This window comes from Pseudoxanthomonas sp. 134C1 (genome assembly GCF_057773065.1).
Map to the genome: position 1 here is coordinate 158104 of NZ_JBYMTH010000010.1, position 24065 is coordinate 182168.

At 66.6% G+C, this 24065-nt stretch carries 31 protein-coding genes; 26 read left to right on the top strand and 5 right to left on the bottom strand.

Translation table 11 applies throughout. From position 1 onward, the window contains the following. Positions 1 to 108 precede the first annotated feature (108 nt). From AC3DEZ_RS17015 to AC3DEZ_RS17100, 18 genes are all read left to right on the top strand, one after another. Positions 109 to 2382: a nitric-oxide reductase large subunit gene (locus tag AC3DEZ_RS17015; protein ID WP_488389288.1), complete on the top strand. Its 2274-nt coding sequence runs from the start codon at positions 109 to 111 to the stop codon at positions 2380 to 2382. 169 nt (positions 2383 to 2551) lie between these two features. Further along, complete coding sequence (locus AC3DEZ_RS17020; protein ID WP_488389289.1) at positions 2552 to 2965, top strand: hypothetical protein; 414 nt, start codon at positions 2552 to 2554, stop codon at positions 2963 to 2965. Continuing rightward, entirely contained in the window at positions 2962 to 3435 is a 474-nt protein-coding gene (locus tag AC3DEZ_RS17025) for a zeta toxin family protein (protein ID WP_488389290.1), read from the top strand. Before AC3DEZ_RS17020 ends, AC3DEZ_RS17025 begins: the two co-directional genes overlap by 4 nt. Then, positions 3432 to 3782 (top strand): hypothetical protein, encoded by a 351-nt coding sequence (locus AC3DEZ_RS17030; protein WP_488389291.1) that lies wholly within the window; start codon positions 3432 to 3434, stop codon positions 3780 to 3782. The genes AC3DEZ_RS17025 and AC3DEZ_RS17030 overlap by 4 nt, the downstream gene beginning before the upstream one ends. Beyond that, a complete protein-coding gene (locus tag AC3DEZ_RS17035; protein WP_488389292.1) occupies positions 3779 to 4309 on the top strand; it encodes a zeta toxin family protein in 531 nt (176 codons plus the stop codon). The genes AC3DEZ_RS17030 and AC3DEZ_RS17035 overlap by 4 nt, the downstream gene beginning before the upstream one ends. Beyond that, the gene (locus AC3DEZ_RS17040) at positions 4306 to 4656 is read left to right on the top strand and encodes a hypothetical protein (RefSeq protein WP_488389293.1); all 351 of its coding nucleotides are present in this window, start codon (positions 4306 to 4308) and stop codon (positions 4654 to 4656) included. Before AC3DEZ_RS17035 ends, AC3DEZ_RS17040 begins: the two co-directional genes overlap by 4 nt. Continuing rightward, the gene (locus AC3DEZ_RS17045) at positions 4653 to 5126 is read left to right on the top strand and encodes a zeta toxin family protein (RefSeq protein WP_488389294.1); all 474 of its coding nucleotides are present in this window, start codon (positions 4653 to 4655) and stop codon (positions 5124 to 5126) included. Before AC3DEZ_RS17040 ends, AC3DEZ_RS17045 begins: the two co-directional genes overlap by 4 nt. Beyond that, the gene (locus AC3DEZ_RS17050) at positions 5123 to 5479 is read left to right on the top strand and encodes a hypothetical protein (protein WP_488389295.1); all 357 of its coding nucleotides are present in this window, start codon (positions 5123 to 5125) and stop codon (positions 5477 to 5479) included. Before AC3DEZ_RS17045 ends, AC3DEZ_RS17050 begins: the two co-directional genes overlap by 4 nt. Then, a complete protein-coding gene (locus AC3DEZ_RS17055) occupies positions 5476 to 6003 on the top strand; it encodes a zeta toxin family protein (protein ID WP_488389296.1) in 528 nt (175 codons plus the stop codon). Before AC3DEZ_RS17050 ends, AC3DEZ_RS17055 begins: the two co-directional genes overlap by 4 nt. Next, positions 6000 to 6350 (top strand): hypothetical protein, encoded by a 351-nt coding sequence (locus AC3DEZ_RS17060; RefSeq protein ID WP_488389297.1) that lies wholly within the window; start codon positions 6000 to 6002, stop codon positions 6348 to 6350. The genes AC3DEZ_RS17055 and AC3DEZ_RS17060 overlap by 4 nt, the downstream gene beginning before the upstream one ends. Further along, positions 6350 to 6826, top strand: coding sequence for a zeta toxin family protein (locus AC3DEZ_RS17065; protein ID WP_488389298.1), 477 nt, complete (start codon positions 6350 to 6352; stop codon positions 6824 to 6826). The genes AC3DEZ_RS17060 and AC3DEZ_RS17065 overlap by 1 nt, the downstream gene beginning before the upstream one ends. Then, positions 6823 to 7173: a hypothetical protein gene (locus tag AC3DEZ_RS17070; RefSeq protein WP_488389299.1), complete on the top strand. Its 351-nt coding sequence runs from the start codon at positions 6823 to 6825 to the stop codon at positions 7171 to 7173. Before AC3DEZ_RS17065 ends, AC3DEZ_RS17070 begins: the two co-directional genes overlap by 4 nt. Next, positions 7170 to 7697, top strand: a complete 528-nt coding sequence (locus AC3DEZ_RS17075) for a zeta toxin family protein (RefSeq protein ID WP_488389300.1) — start codon at positions 7170 to 7172, stop codon at positions 7695 to 7697. The genes AC3DEZ_RS17070 and AC3DEZ_RS17075 overlap by 4 nt, the downstream gene beginning before the upstream one ends. Then, the gene (locus tag AC3DEZ_RS17080) at positions 7694 to 8047 is read left to right on the top strand and encodes a hypothetical protein (protein ID WP_488389301.1); all 354 of its coding nucleotides are present in this window, start codon (positions 7694 to 7696) and stop codon (positions 8045 to 8047) included. The genes AC3DEZ_RS17075 and AC3DEZ_RS17080 overlap by 4 nt, the downstream gene beginning before the upstream one ends. Continuing rightward, complete coding sequence (locus AC3DEZ_RS17085) at positions 8044 to 8499, top strand: zeta toxin family protein (protein WP_488389302.1); 456 nt, start codon at positions 8044 to 8046, stop codon at positions 8497 to 8499. The genes AC3DEZ_RS17080 and AC3DEZ_RS17085 overlap by 4 nt, the downstream gene beginning before the upstream one ends. Then, the gene (locus AC3DEZ_RS17090) at positions 8496 to 8852 is read left to right on the top strand and encodes a hypothetical protein (protein WP_488389303.1); all 357 of its coding nucleotides are present in this window, start codon (positions 8496 to 8498) and stop codon (positions 8850 to 8852) included. Before AC3DEZ_RS17085 ends, AC3DEZ_RS17090 begins: the two co-directional genes overlap by 4 nt. 44 nt (positions 8853 to 8896) lie before the next feature. Then, positions 8897 to 11068, top strand: coding sequence for a zeta toxin family protein (locus tag AC3DEZ_RS17095; protein ID WP_488389304.1), 2172 nt, complete (start codon positions 8897 to 8899; stop codon positions 11066 to 11068). 25 nt (positions 11069 to 11093) lie between these two features. Continuing rightward, positions 11094 to 11681, top strand: coding sequence for a hypothetical protein (locus AC3DEZ_RS17100; protein ID WP_488389305.1), 588 nt, complete (start codon positions 11094 to 11096; stop codon positions 11679 to 11681). A gap of 87 nt (positions 11682 to 11768) precedes the next feature. On the opposite strand, the gene AC3DEZ_RS17105 is transcribed toward AC3DEZ_RS17100, so the two are convergent. Continuing rightward, positions 11769 to 12023 (bottom strand): hypothetical protein, encoded by a 255-nt coding sequence (locus tag AC3DEZ_RS17105; protein WP_488389306.1) that lies wholly within the window; start codon positions 12021 to 12023, stop codon positions 11769 to 11771. A 432-nt stretch (positions 12024 to 12455) separates the two neighbouring features. On the opposite strand from AC3DEZ_RS17105, the gene AC3DEZ_RS17110 reads away from it, so the two are divergent. The 8 genes from AC3DEZ_RS17110 to AC3DEZ_RS17145 all read left to right on the top strand — a co-directional run bounded on the left by AC3DEZ_RS17110 (position 12456) and on the right by AC3DEZ_RS17145 (position 19220). Next, positions 12456 to 13700 (top strand): NnrS family protein, encoded by a 1245-nt coding sequence (locus AC3DEZ_RS17110; RefSeq protein WP_488389307.1) that lies wholly within the window; start codon positions 12456 to 12458, stop codon positions 13698 to 13700. 4 nt (positions 13701 to 13704) lie between these two features. Beyond that, positions 13705 to 14103 carry a SirB2 family protein gene (locus tag AC3DEZ_RS17115; protein WP_488389308.1) on the top strand — a complete coding sequence of 133 codons (399 nt, stop codon included), beginning with the start codon at positions 13705 to 13707 and terminating at the stop codon, positions 14101 to 14103. A gap of 4 nt (positions 14104 to 14107) precedes the next feature. Next, positions 14108 to 14278, top strand: coding sequence for a hypothetical protein (locus tag AC3DEZ_RS17120; RefSeq protein ID WP_488389309.1), 171 nt, complete (start codon positions 14108 to 14110; stop codon positions 14276 to 14278). Further along, on the top strand, positions 14269 to 14523 hold the full coding sequence (locus AC3DEZ_RS17125) for a DUF2249 domain-containing protein (protein ID WP_447102243.1): 255 nt from the start codon (positions 14269 to 14271) through the stop codon (positions 14521 to 14523). The genes AC3DEZ_RS17120 and AC3DEZ_RS17125 overlap by 10 nt, the downstream gene beginning before the upstream one ends. Further along, positions 14520 to 15776, top strand: a complete 1257-nt coding sequence (locus AC3DEZ_RS17130) for a hypothetical protein (protein ID WP_488389310.1) — start codon at positions 14520 to 14522, stop codon at positions 15774 to 15776. Before AC3DEZ_RS17125 ends, AC3DEZ_RS17130 begins: the two co-directional genes overlap by 4 nt. Before the next feature lie 137 nt (positions 15777 to 15913). Beyond that, complete coding sequence (gene ubiT, locus AC3DEZ_RS17135) at positions 15914 to 16759, top strand: ubiquinone anaerobic biosynthesis accessory factor UbiT (RefSeq protein WP_488389311.1); 846 nt, start codon at positions 15914 to 15916, stop codon at positions 16757 to 16759. Beyond that, positions 16756 to 17772, top strand: a complete 1017-nt coding sequence (gene nadA / locus AC3DEZ_RS17140) for a quinolinate synthase NadA (protein ID WP_488389312.1) — start codon at positions 16756 to 16758, stop codon at positions 17770 to 17772. The genes ubiT and nadA overlap by 4 nt, the downstream gene beginning before the upstream one ends. Continuing rightward, positions 17769 to 19220 (top strand): L-aspartate oxidase, encoded by a 1452-nt coding sequence (locus AC3DEZ_RS17145; RefSeq protein ID WP_488389313.1) that lies wholly within the window; start codon positions 17769 to 17771, stop codon positions 19218 to 19220. The genes nadA and AC3DEZ_RS17145 overlap by 4 nt, the downstream gene beginning before the upstream one ends. Positions 19221 to 19287: 67 nt before the next feature. Here AC3DEZ_RS17145 and AC3DEZ_RS17150 read toward each other — a convergent pair whose 3' ends face one another. The 4 genes from AC3DEZ_RS17150 to AC3DEZ_RS17165 all read right to left on the bottom strand — a co-directional run bounded on the left by AC3DEZ_RS17150 (position 19288) and on the right by AC3DEZ_RS17165 (position 24059). Then, positions 19288 to 20175 carry a U32 family peptidase gene (locus tag AC3DEZ_RS17150; RefSeq protein ID WP_488389314.1) on the bottom strand — a complete coding sequence of 296 codons (888 nt, stop codon included), beginning with the start codon at positions 20173 to 20175 and terminating at the stop codon, positions 19288 to 19290. 3 nt (positions 20176 to 20178) lie between these two features. Beyond that, positions 20179 to 21177 (bottom strand): ubiquinone anaerobic biosynthesis protein UbiU, encoded by a 999-nt coding sequence (gene ubiU, locus AC3DEZ_RS17155; RefSeq protein WP_488389315.1) that lies wholly within the window; start codon positions 21175 to 21177, stop codon positions 20179 to 20181. Beyond that, positions 21177 to 22733: a UbiD family decarboxylase gene (locus tag AC3DEZ_RS17160; RefSeq protein WP_488389316.1), complete on the bottom strand. Its 1557-nt coding sequence runs from the start codon at positions 22731 to 22733 to the stop codon at positions 21177 to 21179. The genes ubiU and AC3DEZ_RS17160 overlap by 1 nt, the downstream gene beginning before the upstream one ends. Positions 22734 to 22817: 84 nt before the next feature. Then, positions 22818 to 24059 (bottom strand): alginate export family protein, encoded by a 1242-nt coding sequence (locus AC3DEZ_RS17165; RefSeq protein WP_488389317.1) that lies wholly within the window; start codon positions 24057 to 24059, stop codon positions 22818 to 22820. Positions 24060 to 24065 lie beyond the last annotated feature (6 nt).

Here is a 24065-nt window from a genome sequence, read left to right on the forward strand (position 1 = left end):
CGGCGCGACGTGCCTGCGCGCACGCGAATGCCATCGACTTGACGTAGGTCATGGAGGGGATCCGGACGCGGGCGGAACATGCCTGCGGTTCCCACGGAGTCCCGCATCATGAATTCCACACGCAAGCTGTGGGCAGGGTTGGCCGCCCTGCTCATCGCCTCGTTCGCCGTCCTGCTCTGGGTCGGCAGCGAGGTCCACCGACAGGCGCCGCCCCTGCCCGAGCAGGTGGTCGATGCCGATGGCCAGGTGCTTTACACCCGCAAGGACATCGAGACCGGCCGCCAGGTATGGCAGTCCATCGGTGGCCAGCAACTGGGCTCCATCTGGGGCCACGGCGGCTATGTCGCCCCCGATTGGGGCGCGGACTGGCTGCACCGCGAGGCCGAGGCCATCCTCGACATCTGGGCCAAGCGGGAAGCCGGCGTCGCCAGCTACAAGGAGCTGGACGCCCCCACCCAGGCCGCGTACGCCACACGCGTACAGGCGCTGATGCGTCCCAACACCTACGATGCCGCCACCGGCACGGTGAAGGTGGACGCGGATCGCGCCGCCGCCATCCGCACGGTCGCCGCGCACTACGAGCAGCTGTTCGGCAAGGATCCGGCGATGGTGGAACTGCGCGAGGCCTACGCCATGCGCAACGACACCGTGCCCGACGCCGGGCATCGCCGCCAGCTCACCGGCTTCTACTGGTGGGCCGCGTGGTCGTCGGTGACCCAGCGTCCGGGCGCCGAAATCAGCTACACCGCCAACTGGCCGGCCGACGATCTGGTCGGCAACACCCCGCCGCCGAGCGCGTTCCTGTGGACGGTGTTCAGCGTGCTGTTCCTGATCGCCGGCGTCGGCCTGCTGGGTTGGCACTACGCGGTCAACCACGGCGACGAACTGGCGCCGGTGCTGCCCAAGCGGGATCCGCTCGCCGACATCAAGGTCACGCCGTCGATGCGCGCCACCGCGAAGTATTTCTGGGTGGTCATCGCGCTGTTCCTGGTGCAGATCCTGCTCGGCGCGATCACCGCGCACTACCAGGTCGAAGGCCAGGAAGCCTACGGCTTCGCCCTGTCCGACGTGCTGCCGTACGCACTGACGCGTACCTGGCACACGCAGCTGGCGGTGCTGTGGATCGCCACCGCCTGGCTGGGCATGGGCCTGTACATCGGCCCGGCGATTTCCGGGCATGAGCCGAAATTCCAGCGGCTGGGCGTGAACCTGCTGTGGGTCTGCCTGTTGATCATCGTGGTCGGCGCGTTTGCCGGACAGTGGTTCGCGGTGATGCAGAAGCTCGGCCTGAAGCACAACTTCTGGTTCGGTCACCAGGGCTGGGAGTACGTCGACCTCGGCCGCTTCTGGCAATGGTTCCTGTTCGTCGGCCTGACCCTGTGGCTGGTGCTGGTCGGCCGCGCCCTGTGGCCGGCGATGCGCAACGGCGGTGATTCGCGTTCCATCGTCTCCCTGCTGTTCCTCTCAACCGTGGCGATTGGCGTGTTCTACGCGGCCGGCCTGATGTGGGGCGAGCACACGCACCTGTCGATGGTCGAGTACTGGCGCTGGTGGGTGGTGCACCTGTGGGTGGAAGGCTTCTTCGAGGTCTTCGCGGTGGCGGTCATCGCCTTCCTGTTCACCCGCCTGGGCATGCTGCAGGTCAAGTCGGCCACGGTGGCGGTGCTGTTCGCGACCATCGTGTTCATGGCCGGCGGCGTGCTGGGCACCCTGCACCATCTGTACTTCACCGGCACTCCGACCGCGGTCATCGCCATCGGCGCGAGCTTCTCGGCGCTGGAAGTGGTGCCGCTGGCCTACGTCGGCTTCGAGGCCTACCACAGCTACAAGATGGGCAAGGCCACGCCGTGGATGCAACGCTACCGCTGGCCGATCCTGTTCTTCATCGCGGTCGCGTTCTGGAACCTGGTGGGCGCCGGCCTGTTCGGCTTCCTGATCAACCCGCCGCTGCCGCTGTACTACATGCAGGGCCTCAACCTGACCCCGACCCACGGCCACACCGCGCTGTTCGGCGTGTACGGCATGCTCGGCATCGGCCTGATGCTGTTCTGCCTGCGCGGCCTCAAGCCGGATGTGCAGTGGAACGAGAAGCCGCTGAAGACCGCGTTCTGGTCGCTCAACATCGGTCTGGCCGGCATGGCCCTGTTCACCCTGCTGCCGCTGGGCATCCTGCAGCTCAACGCGGCGCTGAAGCACGGCTACTGGTATGCCCGCTCGGCCGAGTTCATGCAGCAGCCGATCGTCGACATGCTGGTGTGGATGCGGGTTCCCTCGGACACGCTGTTCAGTGTCGGCGCGGTCGCCCTGGCATGGTTCGTGTTCCGCCTGTGGGTCGCGCCACGCCGGGAAGCGCTGCCTGCGGCGGTACCGGCGGAGGGTTGATCCCCGGAGGTTTTCCGACGCCACCAACCGCAACGAAAAAGAGCCGCGCAAGCGGCTCTTTTTTTGTCTGCAAGAAGCGGGGGATGACGAACACCTGAAAACGGCCGTCCACGCCTCATGCGTGAGGCTCAAAGTTAATTGAAGCAGACAATCGTTTGGGTGCACATTCGTGAGCCCGCGCGATATCGCAGTCAATGCGACGCTCCATACGACCGCAAACCAAGCACTCATGGATTCCATCCCATCCCCACCCATTCCACGCGGACTTCAAGAACTACTGAAGGACTATCCCGAGCATTTGCAAATCTTGCAGGAGGACCTGAATCGCGTTGTCTCAAAACCCTTTCATGCAACGCCTGCTTTCGAGCAGGCCATTTGGGCTTTGGAGGATGCGCTTGGCGCCTTTATCCAGGAGGCGCGCGCCGAGTTGAGTGCAGCCGAAAGTACTGGCGATGTCAGCGCCGTGCAGGTTGCCAATGACAAGCTCATGCGAATGCTGCGAGCAAGAAGCCATAACGGCGGCTTATTGAACACCAGCGAGCTCTCGGCTTACTTCAACGCACTTCGGAAGTCTGTCCCGTGACCGGAGAAAAACTGCCATCCGAAGAGCACGCCCGGATTCTACAGAATGAGGTCCTTCCCCAAAGCAGAATGGAACGCTTATCCACCCAGTCCGCTCCGCGCGCCATCATCCTGGCGGGCCAACCGGGAGCGGGGAAGGGAGGGTTGAGGGATGTCGCAAAGGTAGAGCTTGATTTTGACGTCCTGACCATCGACCCGGACGAACTTCGCGACGCCCCCCCCAAGGTCGAGCAACTCCGCGAACGCTATCCCTACACCTGGGCCGACCACACCCACGCCGACGCCAGCGCCTGGGCCAAGGAACTGCGCGCCGCCGCCATCGACGGCAAAAAGAACCTGATTCTCGACACCACGCTGGGCAATGGCACCGGCGCGGTTTCGCTCATCCGGGAGCTGAAGGAAAAGGCAGCCAGCCACTTGCAGCCATGCCGCTCTCCCACCCACTTCCCCTTCCATTCGAGGACCCCATGACCTCCCTCCCGCCCCCGCCCATCCCGCGTGGACTTCAGGAACTGCTGAAGGACTACCCGGACCATCTGCGCCGCGTGCAGGAAGCACTCGATAGAGCCATAAAACAACCTTCACCCTCTACGCCTCCTTTTGAGGTTGCTATCTGGCTACTGGAAAGTCGACTGGGAACTTTCATCCAAGAAACGTATGCCGAGCTTCAACTTGCGGAAGCAAGTGGTGACGCAGAAGCCATTCTGCGCGCACGAGAAAAGGACCTCACCATGCTACGGGCAAGTTCGCAGCACGCCTATCTGGGAGACCCGGACTTCAGGGCCTACTTCAACGAAATCGAGAGGAATCGCAAATGAGCGGGCCAGGGAGCAAGCTTGACGAGGCGCTTCATGCCCGGATTTTTAGCGAAAGAATCATTGCTCGCGAACGCCTCCTGGAGACAGGAACACAAGAGCATCCACGGGCCGTCATTCTGGCGGGCCAACCCGGAGCCGGAAAAGGAGGACTGGCTGAAAAAGCTCTCCACGATTTCAAGGATGATGCCGTGGTCGTTGACCCCGACAGGCTCCGCGACGCCCACCCGAAGGTCGAGCAACTCCGCGAACGCTACCCCTACACCTGGGCCGACCACACCCATGCCGACGCCAGCGCCTGGGCCAAGGAACTGCGCGCCGCCGCCATCGCCGGCAAAAAGAACCTGATTCTCGACACCACGCTGGGCAATGGCGCCGGCGCGGTTTCGCTCATCCGGGAGCTGAAGGAAAAAGGCTATGACGTCGAAGTGCGGGTGATGGCCGCGCAACAGCGGGAGAACCCGTCCGACCATGCGCCGCGTCCTTCGCGCACGACTCGCCACTACTCCTTCCATTCGAGGACCCCATGACCTCCCTCCCGCCCCCGCCCATCCCGCGTGGACTTCAGGAACTGCTGAAGGACTACCCGGACCATCTGCGCCGCGTACAGGAAGTTCTGGACTACGTCGTCAACACGTCGTCCGCCGGTGTCGATCCTTTCGAAAGAGCCATCTGGGTTCTGGAAAGTCGACTGGGCACCTTCATCCAAGAAGCGCGCGCCGAGCTGAGAGCAGCCGAAAGTACTGGCGACGCCAGCGCCGTGCAGGTTGCCAATGACAAGTTGATGCTGATGCTGCGCGCTCGCTCAAAATCCCGCTGGCTGGGAGATGAGGCATTCAGCGGTTACTTCCGCACGCTCGAAGCGGGGTCTCCATGAATACGCCCTCTCAACTCGACCAGCGAACCCATCTCGATATATTCAAGCGAGAGGTAATTCCGCTAAGCAAACTTGACGATGCCACATCTCAAATCACGCCGCGGGCAATAATACTTGCAGGTCAACCCGGCGCTGGAAAAGGAGGGTTGTCAGAGCGTGCGGAACTGGAGATGAAAGGCAATGTGGTTCTCATCGACCCGGACGAACTCCGCGACGCCCACCCGAAGGTCGAGCAACTCCGCGAGCGTTACCCCTACACCTGGGCCGACCATACCCACGCCGACGCCAGCGCCTGGGCCAAGGAGCTGCGTGCCGCCGCCATCGACGGCAAAAAGAACCTGATTCTCGACACCACGCTGGGCAATGGCGCCGGGGCGGTTTCGCTCATCCGGGAGCTGAAGAGGGCAGCCAACCACTTGCAGCCATGCCTCTATCCCACCCATCACCGCTTCCATTCGAGGACCCCATGACCTCTCTCCCGCCACCGCCCATCCCGCGCGGACTTCAAGAACTGCTGAAGGACTACCCGGACCATCTGCGCCGCATACAAGAAGCACTCGATAGAGCCATCGAACAACCTTCGCCCTCTACACCTCCTTTTGAGGTCGCTATCTGGCTTTTAGAAAGCCGGCTGGGCACCTTCATCCAAGAAGCACGCGCCGAGCTTGAGAACGCACAAAAAGAAGCGAAGCCAGAGGCCATTGCTTCTGCGAAGAAAAAATTGAAACAGATGCTGGAAAGCAGACCATCCATCGCATGGAAGCCACAAGAACTGATGCACTACTTTGAAATATATGGCCCAGAGATCGAGGCAAAGGAATGACTAAGAACCATTCCTCGCTATCAGAATCCGAACATCGACGCATCTTGAAGGAGGAGATACTTCAACGTTCCAGCTTCACGAATGCCACGCCCCAACCAAGCCCCAGGGCTGTCGTGCTCGCAGGTCAACCGGGGGCTGGCAAAGGGGCGCTGAAGATTCGAGCCGAGTCGGAATTCCTCGGCAACGCCGTCAGCATCGACCCGGACGAACTCCGCGACGCCCACCCGAAGGTCGAGCAACTCCGCGAGCGTTACCCCTACACCTGGGCCGACCATACCCACGCCGACGCCAGTGCCTGGGCCAAGGAACTGCGTGCCGCGGCCGTGGAGGGCAAGAAGAATCTGATTCTCGACACCACGCTGGGCAACGGCCCCGGGGCCGTTTCGCTCATCCGGGAGCTGAAGGGAAAAGGCTATGACGTGGAAGTGCGGGTGATGGCCGCGCATCGGTTGGAGAGCGAACCTGCTCGCGTCCAGCGACATACCCCTCCAACAGCCCGCCACTTCCATTCGAGGATTCCATGAACGCCCTCCCGCCCCCTCCTGTTCCAGCCGGCCTCAAGGAACTGCTGAAGGACTACCCGGACCATCTGCGCCGCATACAGGAAGTTCTGGACTATGTCGTCAGCACGTCATCCGCCGGGGTCGACCCCTTCGAAAGAGCCATCTGGGTGCTGGAAAGCCGGCTGGGAACCTTTATCCAAGAGGCGCGCGCCGAGCTGGTGTCAACCAAAGCCCATGGGGATGCCGAAGCAATTGCTCGCTCAGAAGAGAAAGACAGCTTGATGTTTCGTGCACGTTCCCAAAATGGCGGACTAAGAAATCTCGATGAGCTATTCGAGTACTTCCAACTGAATGCGGACAAGTTCTGATGAACAGCTCTGAGAACAGGCTTGCGGCCGACGAGCACGCGGATATTTTTTCAAACAAAGTACTCAAAGAATCCCGTCTAGATGAACTCGCCACCCATAACACCCCTAGGGCCATCATTCTCGCGGGTCAGCCTGGAGCAGGAAAAGGCGGTCTCGCCAACATCGTCAGAAAGGAATTTTCGGGAGATGTCCTGACCATCGACCCGGACGAACTCCGCGACGCCCACCCGAAGGTCGAGCAACTCCGCGAGCGTTACCCCTACACCTGGGCCGACCATACCCACGCCGACGCCAGCGCCTGGGCCAAGGAGCTGCGTGCCGCCGCCATCGACGGCAAAAAGAACCTGATTCTCGACACCACGCTGGGCAATGGCGCCGGGGCGGTTTCGCTCATCCGGGAGCTGAAGAGGGCAGCCAACCACTTGCAGCCATGCCTCTATCCCACCCATCACCGCTTCCATTCGAGGACCCCATGACCTCTCTCCCGCCACCGCCCATCCCGCGCGGACTTCAAGAACTGCTGAAGGACTACCCGGACCATCTGCGCCGCGTGCAGGAAGCACTCGATAGAGCCATAGAACAACCTTCACCCTCTACGCCTCCTTTTGAGGTTGCTATCTGGCTACTGGAAAGTCGACTGGGCACCTTCATCCAAGAAGCGCGCGCCGAGCTGAGAGCAGCCGAAAGTACTGGCGATGCTAGTACCGTGCAGGTTGCCAATGACAAGTTGATGCTGATGCTGCGCGCTCGCTCAAAGTCCCGTTGGCTGGGAGATGAGGCATTCAGTGGTTACTTCCGCACGCTCGAAGTGGGGTCTCCATGAATACGCCCTCTCAACTCGTTCAGCGAACCCATCTCGATATATTCAAGCGAGAAGTAATTCCGCTAAGCAAACTGGACGATGCCACATCTCAAATCACGCCGCGGGCAATAATACTTGCAGGTCAACCCGGCGCTGGGAAAGGAGGGTTGTCAGAGCGTGCGGAACTGGAGATGAAAGGCAATGTGGTTCTCATCGACCCGGACGAACTCCGCGACGCCCACCCGAAGGTCGAGCAACTCCGCGAACGCTATCCCTACACCTGGGCCGACCACACCCATGCCGACGCCAGCGCCTGGGCCAAGGAACTGCGCGCCGCCGCCATCGACGGCAGGAAGAACCTGATTCTCGACACCACGCTGGGCAATGGCGCCGGCGCGGTTTCGCTCATCCGGGAGCTGAAGGAAAAGGGCTATGACGTGGAAGTGCGGGTGATGGCCGCGCAACAGCGGGAGAACCCGTCCGACCACGCGCCGCGTCCTTCGCGCACGACTCGCCACTACTCCTTCCATTCGAGGACCCCATGACCTCCCTCCCGCCCCCGCCCATCCCGCGTGGACTTCAGGAACTGCTGAAGGACTACCCGGACCATCTGCGCCGCGTACAGGAAGTTCTGGACTACGTCGTCAACACGTCGTCCGCCGGTGTCGATCCTTTCGAAAGAGCCATCTGGGTTCTGGAAAGTCGACTGGGAACTTTCATCCAAGAAGCGCGTGCCGAGCTGAGAGCAGCCGAAAGTACTGGCGACGCCAGCGCCGTGCAGGTTGCCAATGACAAGTTGATGCTAATGCTGCGAGCACGAAGCCATAACGGTGGCTTATTGAACACCAGCGAGCTCTCGGCTTACTTCAACGCACTTCGGAAGTCTGTCCCGTGACCGGAGAAAAACTGCCATCCGAAGAGCACGCCCGGATTCTACAGAATGAGGTCCTTCCCCAAAGCGGAATGGAACGCTTATCCACACAGCCCGCTCCGCGCGCCATCATCCTGGCAGGCCAACCCGGAGCCGGGAAGGGAGGGTTGAGGGATATCGCAAAAGTAGAGCTTGATTTTGACGTCCTGACCATCGACCCGGACGAACTCCGCGACGCCCACCCGAAGGTCGAGCAACTCCGCGAACGCTACCCCTACACCCACGCCGACGCCAGCGCCTGGGCCAAGGAGCTGCGTGCCGCCGCCATCGACGGCAAAAAGAACCTGATTCTCGACACCACGCTGGGCAATGGCGCCGGGGCGGTTTCGCTCATCCGGGAGCTGAAGAGGGCAGCCAACCACTTGCAGCCATGCCTCTATCCCACCCATCACCGCTTCCATTCGAGGACCCCATGACCTCTCTCCCGCCACCGCCCATCCCGCGCGGACTTCAAGAACTGCTGAAGGACTACCCGGACCATCTGCGCCGCATACAGGAAGTTCTGGACTATGTCGTCAGCACGTCATCCGCCGGGGTCGACCCCTTCGAAAGAGCCATCTGGGTGCTGGAAAGCCGGCTGGGAACCTTCATCCAAGAAGCACGTACCGAACTGGAAAATGCGCAAAAAGAGGCCAATCCGAATGCCATTGATTCTGCAGAGATAAAATTAAAAACAATGCTGGAAAGCAGGCCATCTATCGCATGGAAACCGCAGGAATTGATGCATTACTTTGAAATATACGGCTCTGAACTCGGGGCGAGAGGATGAGTGAAAAAACTACCCCGTTATCAGAAGCCGAACACCGACGAATCTTGCAGGAAGATATCCTGCAACGCTCCAGCATCACGCGCTCCACCAGCCAATCGGCACCCAAAGCCATCATACTTGCGGGGCAGCCAGGCGCTGGCAAAGGTGCATTGAAGATTCGGGCCGAGTTGGAATTTATCAGTGATGCCGTCACCGTCGACCCGGACGAACTCCGCGACGCCCCCCCGAAGGTCGAGCAACTCCGCGAACGTTACCCCTACACCTGGGCCGACCATACCCACGCCGACGCCAGCGCCTGGGCCAAGGAGCTGCGTGCCGCCGCCATCGACGGCAAAAAGAACCTGATTCTCGACACCACGCTGGGCAATGGCGCCGGGGCGGTTTCGCTCATCAAGGGGCTGCAGGAAAAAGGGTACGACGTCGAGGTGCGCGTGATGGCCGCGCACCAGTTGGAGAGCGAACTCGGAGTGCATAAGCGCTTTGCGGACAAGCTCGAGACGGACGGCTACGGCCGCTACGTACCCTCCGCCGTCCGCCAGCAGGTCTACGATGACCTGCCACGCAATCTGAACAAGGTCCAGGAGGAAACGGGAGTAACCGTGCGGATATTCAATCGTGAGGGCGTGTCGCTGTATGACAGCCGGTTTGATTCGCGCACCGCAGGCAACGCCCTGACCGAGGCGCGGCAAGCCCGCATGCAGGACCCGCTCCTTGCCCAAAGGAACAATCTCGGCTGGAAACAACAGGTCACCTGGCATCGCGATCTCACCGAAGCACTGCCGCTGCATCCCGTGGTCAGTTCCGAAACGGGTCAATCCCTATTGTTCGAGCGCAAGGCAATGAACGTCGAGCCCGAAGTCAGGCACATGGCGCACAGTGCCCGCCTTCAGGATTTCGATGCTCGCATACGTCCCCCGGTCTACCGCGCCGGCAGCATTCTTGGCGGCGCCACCACCGCCTATGACGTGGCGGATACCGCGCGCAATACCCGCGACCTGCTCGGCCAGGGCAACGTGGCCGGCGCGCAGGCGGGCGTCCTACGCTTCGGCACGCGCAATGTCGGTGGCTGGGCCGGCGCCTGGGCGGGGATACAACTGGGTGCCCTGGCCGGCGTGGAAACCGGTCCCGGCGCGGTGGTCACCGCCGTCGTCGGCGGCGCGGTGGGGGCCATCGGCGGCGAGAAGGTGGCCGACTGGATCGAACATCACCGCATCAATACCCAGGCCGATGCGCAGGGCCAGCGCTGGCGCTTCGACCCCACGCATCCCGCGCGTGGATGGACCCGCAGCGTGCGCGAACTGGACGTCGAGGCCACCACCCTTTCGACGTCCGAGATGCCTGTCTATCAGGCACCGCGCACGCTGACGGCCGATGCGGCGCTGGCGCGGCAGTTGGATTACCAGGCCGCCAGCATGGCCGTGCAGTTGCGCCTGGCCAGTCCGGACCTGCCGGTGAATCCGTACCGGATTCCCGCCGACGCCAGCGATTCCCACAGCGTCCGGGAAAGCTCATGGATACGCGACCCGGTGACGCGGCAATGGCAGCGCGAAGTGGCCGACGGATTGCTGGACCCCCGCATCCTGGCGTGGCATACCGAGACGGCATCACCTTCGAAGGCAGCCGAACTGGATGCCTACGCGGCGCAAGTGCTCGCCTACAACGCCGAGCGCTCGCCCGCCGCCAACGCGGCGCGTTACGCCCAGGTCCACGAACAGATGGGATGGACCGACCGCGGGCCGATCCCCGACGCGGTGCACTCGGCGCTGCGGGACCGCGACACCCAATTGGCTTCCGATGGCGGCCGCTATCGCCGCCAGGAAGACGGGCGCTGGATCAGTCCCGGCTTCTTCTACGACTCGGTCGCCGAGGGCAACCTGCGCGACGAACTCGACGCGGCCCGGCAACGCCAACGCCCCCTGTTGGAACCGCAGCATGCACAGACGCCCGCTGCGCCATCACCGGATGGTTTGCGGCTTCTCCACAATGCGGACGCGGCATTCCTGGATGCTTATTGCGATGCGCTCGGGCGTGGTGATCGCGCCACCTGCCAACGCGCCGCGGAGGATTACGAGCGGCTGCCGCAGACCCGGATGTTCCTGCAATCCGTCCGCGACCTGCCCGAACCCGCCCCCGCCATGCGCCCCGAGTCGGAAAGGGATCCCGCGCAGGCGGCTCTCTCCCAGAACGTTCCGTCGGCACCCGCCATGCGCCGCTGACCCGCTTTCACAGGATTACTCCCCCATGACACCGCCCCCCGCGAACGAGGCATCGCTAGTTCTCGACATCCTGGCCACCCAGCAACGGCTGCTGGCCCAATCCGCGCTACTGCTGGACCACCAGCAGCGGGAACAGGCCGCGCGACAACAACAACTGGACGCATTGTCATCCGCGCTGCGCGACGGCGTGCGGCAATTGGAGAACGGCGGTCAACAGTTGGCCCGTGAAGCGCTGCACGCCTTCGCCCAGCAGGGTGCGCAGGCGTTGTCCGGCATCCAGCAGCAATGTGACGGCTGGACGCAAGCCAGCCAGACCGCGCGCCAGGAGTTGGAGCAAAGCACCCAGGCGCTGCGCCGTCAGCGCAGCCTCTGGGCCTGGACCGCCCCCCTGGCGCTGGCCGCCGGCGCGGTGCTGGTCACCCTGGGCAGCGGTTGGCAGGTCTGGCGCGCGCGGCAGGAACTGCAGCAGTTCCAACTGCAGGCGGAACTGCTGCGCGCCTACAACGCCGCCGACGTCACCCTGTGCGATGGTCAGCTATGCGCCAACGTGGAGTCTGACGGAAAACGTCACGGCGAACGACGCCAATACCGGCGGGTGCGTCCACGGCCCTGATGCCGGCGCGGTACGCGTTTCTACCCGCGCTGTTCGCGTGCCGCGGGTTGCCACACCGGTGGAGACCCACCGGTGCAGCAACGCGGTTCAGCCGCCCGAGCAGCCACAGCCCCCGCAACCGCAGCCGCCCCGGCGGGCGTCTTCCGGCACATCCTCGACGTGTTCGCCGACGGTGGCGAGGATTTCACGCACGCGCGCCGGCGCCAGCGTGGTCAGGATCGACAGGCGGCCACTGGCGGATTCGAACTGTACCTCCGCGTCGGGATCCCATTCGCGCAGGGCGTGGGTCATGGCGCGGGTGCGTTGCTGGAGTGGTTCGTCGGTGAGTTCGGGAGCGGACATCGGGTTTCCTTGCTGAGTGTGGGCCGGGGCCATCGCCCCGGTGCCGGCAAGGTAAGCAGCACCGGTGGCTCCGGCATTGACCCGCATCAAGCGGCTGTTCGGATATCGCGACTGACGTCGCTCCCACAAGGGAGAAGATTCGGCTGGTCCTTGTGGGAATGACGTCAGTCGCGACGGCCTCGCCAACGCGTTCGAACTCCATCCGCCAGCCCGAATCCTTCCAATCGTCATTCCAGCGCACGCTGGAATCCATTGAAATCCCCGGCTGCCGAGGAACGCTGGCCCGAAGCCAAAATAGGTTCCAGCGTCCGCCGGGATGACGTCGGGGCTTCGTCGGCAGGACGATTCGGGCGGGAATCCTTCGGGCGCGGATTCACGTCCCGCCTGATCCAGGTCAAGGAAGGCGCCGGCGCCGCGGCGCAGACTGCGGCCATGCGACCGATTCCCGTTTCCAATTCGCCCGCCTCGCCCACCGGCATGTCCGCGCGCCAGTTGCTGCAGGCGCCGCACCGGCTGATGTTCTTCATCGGTGCCGGCAATGTGCTGCTGGCGATGCTGTGGTGGGCGGCCTGGCTGGCCGCGCAGTACACCGGCGCCTGGCGCATGCCGGACATCGCGGTGCCGCCGGGTTGGCTGCATGCCTTCCTGATGCAGTATCTGGTGCTGCCCAGCTTCATCTTCGGCTTCCTGCTCACGGTGTTCCCGCGCTGGATGGGCCTGCCGGATCTTCCACGCTGGCGCTACGCGCCGGTGGGCGCCGGCCTGATGGGCGGACAGCTGGCGATCCTGCTGTCCACGCTCGGCTGGGACGCCGGCTTCACGGTCGGCCTGTGGATGTCGCTGGCCGGCTGGCTGGCCGGCGTCGCCACCCTGGGCCGCCTGCTGCTGCGCGATACCGCGCGCACCTGGCATGCGCGTTCCTGCTTCGCCGCGCTGCTGCTCGGCTGCACCGGACTGGTGTGCTTCCTGGCGTTCGTGCTGACCGGCGACGCCTGGTACGCCTTCGCCAGCATCAAGCTCGGCGGCGTGGTGATGCTGCTGCCGATCTATCTGACCGTGGCGCATCGCATGTTCCCGTTCTTCGCCGCCAACGCGGTACCGGGCTACAAGCCCTGGCGCCCGATGGCCTGGCTGGGCGCGATGTGGGGCTTCCTGCTGCTGCACCTGCTGCTGGAGCTGCGCCACGCCTACGCATGGCTGTGGCTGCCGGACGCGGCGCTGCTGATCGCCAGCGGCGTGGCGTTGTGGCACTGGTGGCCGCGCGGACGCATGCCGGGATTGCTGGCGGTGCTGTTCGTCGGCACCGCGTGGTTGCCGATCACCTTCGCGCTGTACACCACGCAGAGCGTCATCTACCTGCTCACCGGCGAGTTCGTGCTCGGACGCGCGCCCATGCACGCGATGTTCATCGGCTTCTTCGGCAGCGTGCTGGTGGCGATGGTCACCCGGGTGACCCAGGGCCATTCGGGCCGGCCGCTGAAGATGCCCGCACTGGCCTGGTTCGCCTTCGCCGCGCTGCAGATCGTGGCGGTGATGCGGGTGGTGGCGGAAGTCGCTCCCGACGCGCTGTTCTGGCAGGTCGCCTCGGCGATCGGCTGGCTGCTCGCGCTGCTGCCATGGGTGACCCGCATTGGCCGCATCTACCTGAGCCCGCGCGCCGACGGACGGCCGGGCTGACGCCATGATCACGTTCTATCCCGACATCAAGCTGGTCCACATCGCCGCCGCGCTCACCAGCGGCACGCTGTTCGCGTTGCGTGGACTGGGGCTGTCGCTGGGCATGCGCTGGCCGCGCGTGGCGCCGCTGCGCTATCTCAGCTACACGGTCGACACCGTGCTGCTGACCGCCGCGATGATGCTGCTGACGATCCTGCCCGCCGGCCTGTTCGCCAACGGTTGGCTGGTCGTGAAGGTCGGTTTCATTCTCGCTTACGTGGTGCTCGGCGTGCTGGCGTTCCAGCCCGGGCGCGCGCGTCTGTCCCGGGTCGCGCTGTACGCCGTGGCGCTGCTGTGTTTCCTGCAGGTGTACGGCATCGCGCGCACGCACCATCCGATGGGCCTGCTGGCCCTGCTGGGGTAATGCCATGAACGAAGCGCTACTGCCACCGGATCCCTGCTCGCCCTGCGCCGGCTGGATACGCGAATCCTTCGACGCGGCCGGCGCGACGCTGGCCTGCCCCGAACTTGCCTGTCCCGAACTTGCCCGTCCCGAATCGGAAGCCGGCGCGACGGAGGGAGAAGCGCCATGCTTCTGACCCGACTGGATCTGCGCGAGCTCGCGCCGCCGGAACCCATGCAGCGGATCCTCGCCAGCCTGGAAACCCTGCCGCGCGGCGGGCGGCTGGTCGCGTTCACGCCGTTCCGCCCATTGCCGCTGATGTCCCTGCTCGATGCCTGGGGCTACGCCTATCGCGTGCATGACCTGCCCGCCGGGGATGCGTGCATCGCCATCTGCCATGGCGACGATCACGCCGCGCTGGATCCACCGCGGGTCGCATGAGCGGACTGGCGTTCGCCCAGGCGCCTCCACCCGGCCAACCGCTGCGCTTCCTGCTGGCCGCCCTGGTCTGGGGCGGCTGCGCCGGCGCATGGCTGCTATGGACAGGTGAAACCGCGCTGCTGACACGCTGGGCCCCGCGCACGCTGGTCCTGGTGCACCTGTTCACCCTGGGCGTACTGGGCAACGCGATGATCGGCAGCCTGTTCCAGTTCCTGCCAGTGGCCGCGGGATGCCCGCTGCCACTGCCGCGCCAGGCGGCCTGGCTGCATGCGGCGTTCAATGCCGGGCTGCTGCTGTTGCTGTCCTCGCTGGTGTTTCCGTCCCGCGCGCTCGCCGCGGGTTCGACCCTGCTGCTGGCGCCGCCGCTGGCGCTGTTCGCCATCAGCGGATTGATCGCGGTGATACGCGGCAACGGCCCGCGTGCGCCGCGTCTGGGCATCGGCGTCGCGCTCGCCTCATTGTTCGCCACGGTCGTCCTGGGCCTGGCGCTGCTGGCGGCGCTGACGGGGATATGGGCGCTGCCGCTGGACCGCGTCGCCAATCTTCACGCCACGCTGGGACTGGCCGGTTGGGCGCTCGCGCTGCTCGGCGCGGTCGGCGGCATCACCGTTCCGATGCTGCAGGGAACCCGGCGCGTTCCCGCCGGCGGGTTGCTGGCCTGGCTGGGCGTGCTGGTGCTGGCACTGGCGTGGACCGGAGGAGTGTCGCTGTCCGGCGCATCCCCGTCCCCGGCGCGCGCGCTCGCCCTGCCCGGCCTGGTGTTCTGCATCGCCGTCCTGATCCTGCAGGCACGCGCGCCGCATCCACGCAATCCGGTGCTGCGGCACTTCTGGCGGGCCGGATGCGCGGCCCTTGCCGCCGCCTGCCTGCTCGGCCTGCGTCCGGATCCCTCCGCGCGCGATCTGCTCACCATTGGCGCGCTGGTCATCGCGATCGGCCTGCCCTTCCTGGTGCTGGGCATGCTGCTGGAGATCATCGGCTTCCTGGCCTGGATCGAATTGCGTCGCCGTCATCCGCGCGGCGTCCGCGTGCCCGGCGTGGATCGCCTGCTGGACGACACGCGCAAGCAGCGGCTGCTGTACCTCCATCTGTTCGCCGCCTGCCTGCTGCTGGCGGCGATCTGGCAACCCGCGTTCGCCCGGGCGGCCGGCGCGGCGCTCACGCTCGCCTGGGGCGCCAGCGGCTGGGCGGTACTGGGCTGTTGGCGCGAGGCACTGCGCTTCCGGCCCGCGAACGTGGATCGGTCCACTTGATCTGGGTCAATGGCAGCCCCCGCCGCGCTGCCTAGCATGTCGCCACCGCACAGGTGAGCCGCGATGCCCCCGTTCATGCCGCAGACCACGCCGGGCCGGTCCGGTTTCCCGCTTGTCCCCGCCGCGGGCGATGCGCCGTGCTGAGCCGGATCGCCCTCGACGGCACCCGTGCGGCGATCGACCGTGTCGATGACGCGATGGTGATCCTGCTGGGCGGGCGCCAGCGGCTGGCCGGACTCGCCGGCCGGATCAAGCGCCACGCCGGCCTGCCCCGGACCGACGAGGCGCGCGAACGGCAGGTTCACCTGCGCGCCCACCGGCTGGCTCGCCGCAGCGGCATCCCGCCGGGCAGCGCCGAACGTTTGATGCGCCTGCTGATCGCCGAAGCCCATCGCTGGCAGGCGCGTCCATCCCCTTTCACTTCCGAGCCGTTCCCTCCCATGGCAACTTCCGGTCTGTCGTCACCGCACGGCGAATCCTCCGCTTCCTCCCTGCTCCGCTGGCTGCCGCCGCCGCGGCGGTGGCGTCCCCTGCTGGCGCGCGTGCCGCGTCCGCTGCGCGAACGGATGCTGCTGCGAATGCTGGCCCCGGCCCTGGCCGCGCCGCAGGTGCTGCGGATCCTGGAACCGATCGCCGGCCGCCGCCTGGGCATCGACGTGCGGGATCTCGATCTGCGCTGGGTCTTCGCCGTGGATGCCGACGGCCTGCGCCTGGCCGATGGCGACGCCGAGGCCACGGTCAGCGGCAGCGCGACCGATCTGCTGTTGCTCGCCAGCCGGCTGGAGGATGCCGACACCCTGTTCTTCCAGCGCCGGCTGATGCTGACCGGCGACACCGAACTGGGCCTGACCGTGCGCAACCTGCTCGACCGGTTGCCGTGGGAGTCCTTTCCGCTGGGCTCGCGCATCCTGCTCCAGCGCGGCGCGCGCCTGGCCCGCGATGCGCGCCACGCCCATCGCCGTCACCACGGGCAGAGCGCATGAACGCCGCTTTCCATCCGCGCTGGACGCCGGATCTGGAAGACCGCTACGCGGACCTGACCGCACGCGTCGGCGACACCGTGCCGTGCCTGGAATGGCCGCTGCACCTGCCATGGATCGACGCCATCCGCTCGCTCAAGCGCGAGCGCGGCGCGGTGATCATGGCGCACAGCTATCAATCGCCCGAAATCTTCCACGGCGTGGCCGACGTCACCGGCGACTCGCTGGCACTGGCGCAGGCCGCCGCCGATTGCGACGCGGAGATCATCGTCCTGTGCGGCGTCCATTTCATGGCCGAGACCGCGAAGATCCTGGCCCCGCGGCGCACCGTGCTGATTCCGGATCCCGATGCCGGCTGTTCGCTGGCTTCCTCGATCACCGCCGCCGACGTGCGCGCCCTGCGCGCACGCCATCCCGGCGCGCCGGTGGTCAGCTACGTCAACACCAGCGCCGCGGTGAAGGCCGAATCCGATGCCTGCTGCACATCCGCCAACGCGGTGCAGGTGGTCGAGGCGATGAACGCGGACAAGGTCATCTTCCTGCCCGATGCCTTCCTCGGCCACCACGTCGCCGCCCAAACCGGAGTGGAACTGGTGCTGTGGGACGGACGCTGCGAGGTGCACGAACAATTCACCGCGCAACAGGCGCGCCACACCCGCGAGACCTTCGACGCCCGCCTGGTCGCGCATCCGGAATGTCCGCCGGAGGTGCAGCGCGAAGCCGACTTCGTCGGTTCCACCACCGCCATGGGCGCGTGGCTGGAACGCGAGCGTCCGCGCCGCGTCGCCCTGATCACCGAATGCTCGATGGCCGACAACCTGCGCCATCGCTTTCCCGATGTGGAATTCATCAAACCCTGCAACCTGTGTCCGCACATGAAGCGGATCACCCTGCCGAACATCCACGCCTGCCTGCGGGACCTGCGGCATCCGGTCGACGTCCCGGCGGATGTGGCGGAACGCGCCCGCGCGGCGCTGGCCCGCATGCTCGCGGTGGGCCGGGGCGAACGCGCGTGAGCACGGCCGCGCCGCCGCTGGTGGTGGTGGGTTGCGGCGTCGCCGGGCTGGCCACCGCGTTGTCGGCCGCGCCGCGGAAGGTGCTGCTGCTCGGCCGCGCGCCCGCCGGCATCGATTGCTGCACGGCGCTGGCGCAGGGCGGCATCGCCGCGGCCCTGGACAACGGCGACAGCGCCGATGCGCACGCCCACGACACCCTCATCGCCGGCGCGGATCACAACGACTACGACGCCGTCCGCTACCTGGTCGACAACGCGGTGATGGCGGTGCGCTGGCTGCAGGCGCAGGGCGTGCCCTTCGATCTGGAAGGCACGCGCTTCCTGCTGGGCCGCGAGGGCGGCCACCGCCGCCACCGCATCGTCCACGCCGGCGGCGATGCCAGCGGCGCGTCACTGCTGCTCGCGTTAATCCGCGCTGCGCAGAACGCGCCGCACATCGACTGGCGACCGCCGGCGATGCTGGAGGCGCTGCGCGTCGGCGAACACGGCGTCAGTGGCCTGCGCCTGCGCCGCGCGGGGGAAGCGCGCGGCGAGGACATCGCATGCGCCGAAGTCGTGCTGGCCACCGGCGGCTGCGGTGGCCTGTTCGCCGCCAGCACCAATCCGTCCGGCGCCGACGGCAACGGCCTGGCGCTGGCGCTCGCCGCCGGCGCGCAGGCGCGCGACCTGGAATTCGTCCAGTTCCATCCGACCGCGCTGTCGGTGTCGGTCAACGGCGCGTTGCCGCTGATCACCGAAGCCCTGCGCGGCGCCGGCGCGCGCCTGCTGGACGACAACGGCGTGGCGATCATGGCGCACCGCCATCCCCTGGGCGACCTCGCGCCACGCGATGTGGTCGCACGCCAGGTCTGGCAGGCGCAGCAGGACGGCCAGCGCATCTGGCTGGACGCCACCCACCTGCACGAAACCTGGCTGCTGCAGTTCCCCACCGTGTACGCGCTGTGCCGCGCGCATGGCATCGATCCGCGCGCGCAGCGCATCCCGGTCACCCCGGCCGCGCATTTCCACATGGGCGGCATCGCCGTGGATCTGGACGGACGCAGCGCGGTGGAAGGCCTGTACGCGGTCGGCGAAGCGGCCTGCAACGGCGTGCATGGCGCCAACCGGCTGGCCAGCAATTCGCTGCTGGAAGGCGTGGTCTACGGCCGCCGTCTCGGCCAGTCACTGGCGGGTGTCCGCAGGCATGTGCCGGCGGGTGGCGGCCGCTGGGCCGAACGCGGGCGCGACGCGGACGCCGCTGCCCTGATCGGCCTGCGTGCGCTCAGCTGGCGCGCGCTCGGCCCGGTACGCGAAGGCCTCGTCATGCGCGAAGCGCTGGACGAACTGGAACAGGACGCCACGATGGGCGACAGCTGGCAGGGCGGCCTGGTGGGCCGACTGCTGCGGGCGGCCATGACGCGGACGCGCAGCCTCGGCGCGCACTACCGGCGGGACGCGCCGGCAGACTGAGTCCGCGTTCGACCCGGGCGCGCGGCGTGGCTGGCCAGCCACGCCGGCCATCGCCACGCACCGGCGATCAGGCGATCGTCGGCGCCGCGAGCGAAGCGCGGCCCGGCTTGCCTTCCCAGTAGCCGTTGCGCGCGCCCAGTCGCGGAGGCGGCAGCGGCGCATCCAGCATCCGGCGGAAATGGTCCACCACCGTGGCCATGTCGTCCTGCGCCGGCGACAGCCGCAGGATATCCACGCCGCAGGCGATCAACTGGTCGCGCTCCGGCGCCATGTCGACGATCTCCATGCCCTGCACCTGCACGCCGTTGATCACCATGAACGGCTCGCCCTCGCGGGTCGCCAGCGGCAGGCCGTCCGGATGCTCGATGCAGCGGAAGCCGCAGTCGTCCTTGGGCACATCGTAGGCGCGCGCGGTGAAGCAGCGCGCCGAATACGCCAGCGGCAACCGTCCCCAGGCCAGCACTTCCAGCTCCGGCATCGGCGTCCCCTGCCCGGCCATTCCCGCGCGCAGTTCCTGCAACAGTTCACGCCCCTGCTCCACCCCGGGAACCCAGCGCACCAGGCCATCCTCGATCAGCAGGCCCAGCGCGACCGGGTTGTAGACGTTCAGGGTGGGGCCGGCGACGAATGGCAGGCCACGCTCGCGGCAGACCTGCACGGCGGACAGATCGTTGGCCTCCACCAGGAAGCGGCCGTTCTCCGCCAGCCGGACCACCGTCGACAGTTCGGATTCGGCTTCGATCAAGGCCAGCGACGACAGCACGATCTGCTTGCCGCTGCCGGCCAGTTCCTCCGCCAGCGCCAGCCAGTCGCGCGTGCGCAGTTCGCGCCGTTTGCTGCAGACCGTTTCACCCAGGTAGAGGATGTCCAGTGGCCATTGCGCGGCCTCGCGGTAGAAGGACAGCACCCGCTCGCGCGGCCAGAAGTATTGCAGAGGTCCAAGACTGAGTTTCATCGTTCAATGCCAGGCGCGGTGATAGGGGCCGAGGGTGGTCTGCTGGCCTTCGGCGTGCGCGGAGAGATCCGACTGCCAGTCCTCGCGCACGCGCCAGCCCGCCGGGCCGCGCAGTTGCGCGTCGATGGCTTCGCGCCAGACCCGGGTCACCGTGCGTACGTAGGCGACGCCGCGCTGGCGCCCCTCGATCTTCAGCGCCGCCACCCCGGCCGCGGCCAATCGCGGCAGCAGCTCCAGGGTGTTGAGGCTGGTGGGTTCCTCCAGCGCGTGGAAGATCTCGCCGCCGACGTCGTAGCGCCCCTTGCACACGGTGGGGTAGCCGGCCGGTTCGGTCGCGCGGAAGCGATCGATGAGCATGCCGTTGAGGCGCACGCTGCGGGCCTGGTCGGCATGTTCCTCCCAGCGCACGAAGCTGGCCGGCGAACACACGCCATGACGGTTGGGCGAAGCGCCGGTGACATAGCTGGACAACTGGCAGCGGCCCTCGACCATGATGCACAGGCTGCCGAACGCGAACACTTCCAGCGGCACCGGCGAGGCCTGGCACAGGCGCTCGACCTGCTGCACCGAAAGCACCCGAGGCAGCACCGCGCGCGAAATGCCGAAGCGGTCATGCGCATAACGCAAGGCCGCCGCCGTCGTCGCGGAACCCTGCACCGAGAGATGCCGCGCCAGATCCGGATGGCGCACGGACGCATAGTGCAGCACCGCCATCTCGGCGGCGATGATCGCGTCGGCGCCGAACGCGGCCGCCTGGTCCACCGCCCGATGCCACTGCGGCAGGCGCGCGCTGTCGGGATAGGTGTTCAGCGCCAGGTACACCTTGCGTCCACGCGCATGCGCATAGGCGATGCCTTCGCGCATCTCGGCGTCGTCGAAATTCAGGCCCGGGAACGCGCGGGCGTTGGTCTGATCGCGGAAACCCGCGTAGACCGCGTCGGCGCCGGCATCGATGGCCGCCTTCAGGGCCGGCAGGTTACCGGCCGGACATACCAGTTGCATCAGGAATTTCTCCAGGCGGAGGAATGCCGGCGGCGAGGCGCCCAGGCATCGAGGGTGTCGGGTTCGGCGTCCTGCCCGGCTTCGGATTCCACGGTCCGGCATATCTGCCGCCACAGCGTGTCCACGCGCCGTTCGACCTGCGGATCCAGGGTGATCGGCCGGCCCCATTCGCGCGCGCTTTCACCGGCCCATTTGCGGGTGGCGTCCAGGCCCAGCTTGGAACCGACCCCGGACACCGGGGTCGCGAAATCGAGGTAGTCGATCGGTGTGTTCTCCACCAGCAGGCTGTCGCGCGCCGGATCCACCCGGGTGGAGACCGCCCAGATGACCTGCGACCAGTCGCGCACGTCGATGTCCTCGTCGGTGACGATGACGAACTTGGTGTAGGTGAACTGGCGCAGGTAGGACCAGACGCCCATCATCACCCTCCGCGCATGCCCGGCGTACTGCTTGCGGATGCTGACGACCGCCACCCGGTAGGAACACGCTTCCGGCGGCAGGTAGAAATCCACGATCTCGGGAAATACCTTGCGCAGGATGGGCACGAAGATGTCGTTCAACGCCATCGACAGCACCGAAGGTTCGTCGAACGGCGCCCGCCCCATGTAGCTGCCGTGATAGATGGCGCCGCTGCGCAGGCGCATGCGCTCGATGGTGAACACCGGGAAATGCGCCTGCGCGTTGTAGTAGCCGGTGTGATCGCCGAACGGCCCTTCCAGCGCGGTGTCGCCGGGATGGATGAAGCCCTCCAGCAGGATTTCGGCGCCCGCCGGCGCGTCCAGCCCGGTCAGCGCGCTGCGCCAGACCCGCGTGCGCGAGGCCCGCAGCAGACCGGCGAATTCGTATTCGGACAGCGTGTCCGGCACCGGCGCGACCGCCGCCAGCAGAGTGGCCGGATCCGCGCCGATCGCCACCAGCACCGGAAAAGGCTTGTCCGGATGCGCGGCCTGCCAGCCGGCATAGTCGAGCGCGCCGCCGCGATGCGGCAGCCAGCGCATGATCACGCGGTTGCGGCCGATGACCTGCTGCCGGTAGATCGCCACGTTCTGGCGTTCCTGGCGGGTGCCGCGGGTGATCACCAGGCCGAAGGTGATCAGGCGGTCGATGTCCTCCGGCCAGCAGCGCTGGATCGGCAGCCGCCCCAGATCGACGTCTTCGCCCTCCAGCACCTGCTCGTTGAACGCCGCGTCCTGGACCACGCGCGGCGCCACGTAGGCCAGTTGTGCCAGCCCCGGCCAGTCGGCCAGCGCGCTTCGCAGGTTGCCGGGCCAGCGCGGCTCCTTGATGCAGGCGAGCAGTTCGCCCAGCTCGCGCAGCGACGCCAGCGGCCGGCCATCCAGCGCCAGCTCGATGCGGCGGCGATGGCCGAACAGGTTGCCCAGCAGCGGATGCGCGGAACCGGCGTTGTTCATCAGCAACGCCGGCCCGGACTCGCGCAGGGCGCGCAGGCTCAGCGCGGTGCTTTCCAGCTCGGGCTCGACCCGGGCGTCGATGCCCAGCAGATCCCCCTGTCCGCTCAGATGATCCAGGAATTCGCGCAGATCGTGGAAAGGCATGCCGCTTCCGATGGCGGGGGAAGAGGCGGCATTGTCCTCATCCCCCGCCACGGGCCACATTGATCCACGTCAAGCCGGCGTGGCTCAGTAGCTGTACTGCACCTGCACCCAGAACTTGTCGGTATCCACCGTGCGGACGCCGTCCGCGCTGCGGTAGCTGGCGAGCTTGAGCATGCCGTCCAGTCCCTTCACGCCCGGAATCGCGCGCCGCCAGGACAGATCCAGTTCGCGTCCGAAGCGGTAGCCGCCACGATCGCTGCGGAAGTCGTGGTACCACGCCTGCCATTCGCCGCCGCCGAGTGGCACGGTGAAACCGGCATAGGCATCGCGCAGGCCGTCCGCGGGCGTGGTCAGGAACTGATCGGCCCAGCCCTGGAACGCATGCTTGGTGGCCAGCGGGGTCTGGAACGCCCGGTTGCCAGTGCCGCCGCGACCGGCGCCCAGCACTTCGTAGCCCGCCTTCCACTGGATGTCCTGCCAGCGGTAACCGCCCTCGACCAGCCAGTAGCGGCCGTCGAGCCGCCAGGGGTTGCCATCGAGCGCCGCCTGTCGCGCGTGTTCCAGCACGTACGAAAACGCACCGGCCTTGCCCTGCAGGCGCAGGCCGCTGGTGCGGCTGGACAGCGTGCCCAGCGGCGCGCCCGCGGCCACGGCGATGTTGTCCAGGCCGAGACGGTAGTGGTAACCGATCGCGATCAGGTTCGGCGAGAACGCGTACTGCGCCTGCAGCAGGTGGCTGTGTCCCTCGATGTCGGCGGGCGCGGTGCGGCTGATCGGGCGGGTGTCGTCCGGGCCGAACACGCTGTTGATGTTGTCGAGGTAGGCGTAGGTCAGTTTCCACGCCGGCGCCGGTGTCAGTTCGATCATCGCGCCGTCGTAGGTCTGCTCGTTCTGGCGCCAGCCCACGCCGCCGACGAAACGCTGGTTGGCCAGGTTGATGCGCTGCCGGCCCACCTGCACGTTGCCCCAGCCGGCGGTGTACCGCAGCAGCGCCTGGTTGACCTCGGTGCCCTCCGGATCGCCGACCGTGCTGTAGCCGGCGCGTCCGTTGCGGGTGTCGTTGAAGTGTTCCGCGCCGAGATGGCGCACGTCATCGATCTCGACCAGGCCCGACAGCCCGCGCCAACGCGGCGTGCGGTAGCCGATGCGTGTACGCAGGGTATGCGCCTTGGCGGTGTCCAGCGGATTGTCCTGATCGACCTGCTCGAAACGGTAGCGCGCATCCAGGATCACCTTGCCGCCGGTGTCGTCCGGTGACGCGGCGACGGCCGGAAGCGCGAGCGCGATGCATGGGATGCCGAGCAGGCAGCGGATGGAGGATTTCATGGGTTC

Excerpts from the sequence above, each read along its gene's own strand:
- AC3DEZ_RS17130 (WP_488389310.1), top strand. The coding sequence starts at position 14,520 with ATGAGCGGACTGGCGTTCGCCCAGGCGCCTCCACCCGGCCAACCGCTG.
- AC3DEZ_RS17045 (WP_488389294.1), top strand. The coding sequence starts at position 4,653 with ATGAATACGCCCTCTCAACTCGACCAGCGAACCCATCTCGATATATTC.
- AC3DEZ_RS17150 (WP_488389314.1), bottom strand. The coding sequence starts at position 20,175 with ATGAAACTCAGTCTTGGACCTCTGCAATACTTCTGGCCGCGCGAGCGG.
- AC3DEZ_RS17115 (WP_488389308.1), top strand. The coding sequence starts at position 13,705 with ATGATCACGTTCTATCCCGACATCAAGCTGGTCCACATCGCCGCCGCG.
- AC3DEZ_RS17120 (WP_488389309.1), top strand. The coding sequence starts at position 14,108 with ATGAACGAAGCGCTACTGCCACCGGATCCCTGCTCGCCCTGCGCCGGC.
- AC3DEZ_RS17105 (WP_488389306.1), bottom strand. The coding sequence starts at position 12,023 with ATGTCCGCTCCCGAACTCACCGACGAACCACTCCAGCAACGCACCCGC.
- AC3DEZ_RS17165 (WP_488389317.1), bottom strand. The coding sequence starts at position 24,059 with ATGAAATCCTCCATCCGCTGCCTGCTCGGCATCCCATGCATCGCGCTC.
- AC3DEZ_RS17070 (WP_488389299.1), top strand. The coding sequence starts at position 6,823 with ATGACCTCTCTCCCGCCACCGCCCATCCCGCGCGGACTTCAAGAACTG.
- AC3DEZ_RS17015 (WP_488389288.1), top strand. The coding sequence starts at position 109 with ATGAATTCCACACGCAAGCTGTGGGCAGGGTTGGCCGCCCTGCTCATC.
- AC3DEZ_RS17050 (WP_488389295.1), top strand. The coding sequence starts at position 5,123 with ATGACCTCTCTCCCGCCACCGCCCATCCCGCGCGGACTTCAAGAACTG.
- AC3DEZ_RS17075 (WP_488389300.1), top strand. The coding sequence starts at position 7,170 with ATGAATACGCCCTCTCAACTCGTTCAGCGAACCCATCTCGATATATTC.
- AC3DEZ_RS17160 (WP_488389316.1), bottom strand. The coding sequence starts at position 22,733 with ATGCCTTTCCACGATCTGCGCGAATTCCTGGATCATCTGAGCGGACAG.
- AC3DEZ_RS17080 (WP_488389301.1), top strand. The coding sequence starts at position 7,694 with ATGACCTCCCTCCCGCCCCCGCCCATCCCGCGTGGACTTCAGGAACTG.
- AC3DEZ_RS17030 (WP_488389291.1), top strand. The coding sequence starts at position 3,432 with ATGACCTCCCTCCCGCCCCCGCCCATCCCGCGTGGACTTCAGGAACTG.
- AC3DEZ_RS17110 (WP_488389307.1), top strand. The coding sequence starts at position 12,456 with ATGCGACCGATTCCCGTTTCCAATTCGCCCGCCTCGCCCACCGGCATG.
- nadA (WP_488389312.1), top strand. The coding sequence starts at position 16,756 with ATGAACGCCGCTTTCCATCCGCGCTGGACGCCGGATCTGGAAGACCGC.
- AC3DEZ_RS17065 (WP_488389298.1), top strand. The coding sequence starts at position 6,350 with ATGAACAGCTCTGAGAACAGGCTTGCGGCCGACGAGCACGCGGATATT.
- ubiU (WP_488389315.1), bottom strand. The coding sequence starts at position 21,177 with ATGCAACTGGTATGTCCGGCCGGTAACCTGCCGGCCCTGAAGGCGGCC.
- AC3DEZ_RS17035 (WP_488389292.1), top strand. The coding sequence starts at position 3,779 with ATGAGCGGGCCAGGGAGCAAGCTTGACGAGGCGCTTCATGCCCGGATT.
- AC3DEZ_RS17055 (WP_488389296.1), top strand. The coding sequence starts at position 5,476 with ATGACTAAGAACCATTCCTCGCTATCAGAATCCGAACATCGACGCATC.
- AC3DEZ_RS17060 (WP_488389297.1), top strand. The coding sequence starts at position 6,000 with ATGAACGCCCTCCCGCCCCCTCCTGTTCCAGCCGGCCTCAAGGAACTG.
- AC3DEZ_RS17090 (WP_488389303.1), top strand. The coding sequence starts at position 8,496 with ATGACCTCTCTCCCGCCACCGCCCATCCCGCGCGGACTTCAAGAACTG.
- AC3DEZ_RS17040 (WP_488389293.1), top strand. The coding sequence starts at position 4,306 with ATGACCTCCCTCCCGCCCCCGCCCATCCCGCGTGGACTTCAGGAACTG.
- AC3DEZ_RS17125 (WP_447102243.1), top strand. The coding sequence starts at position 14,269 with ATGCTTCTGACCCGACTGGATCTGCGCGAGCTCGCGCCGCCGGAACCC.
- AC3DEZ_RS17100 (WP_488389305.1), top strand. The coding sequence starts at position 11,094 with ATGACACCGCCCCCCGCGAACGAGGCATCGCTAGTTCTCGACATCCTG.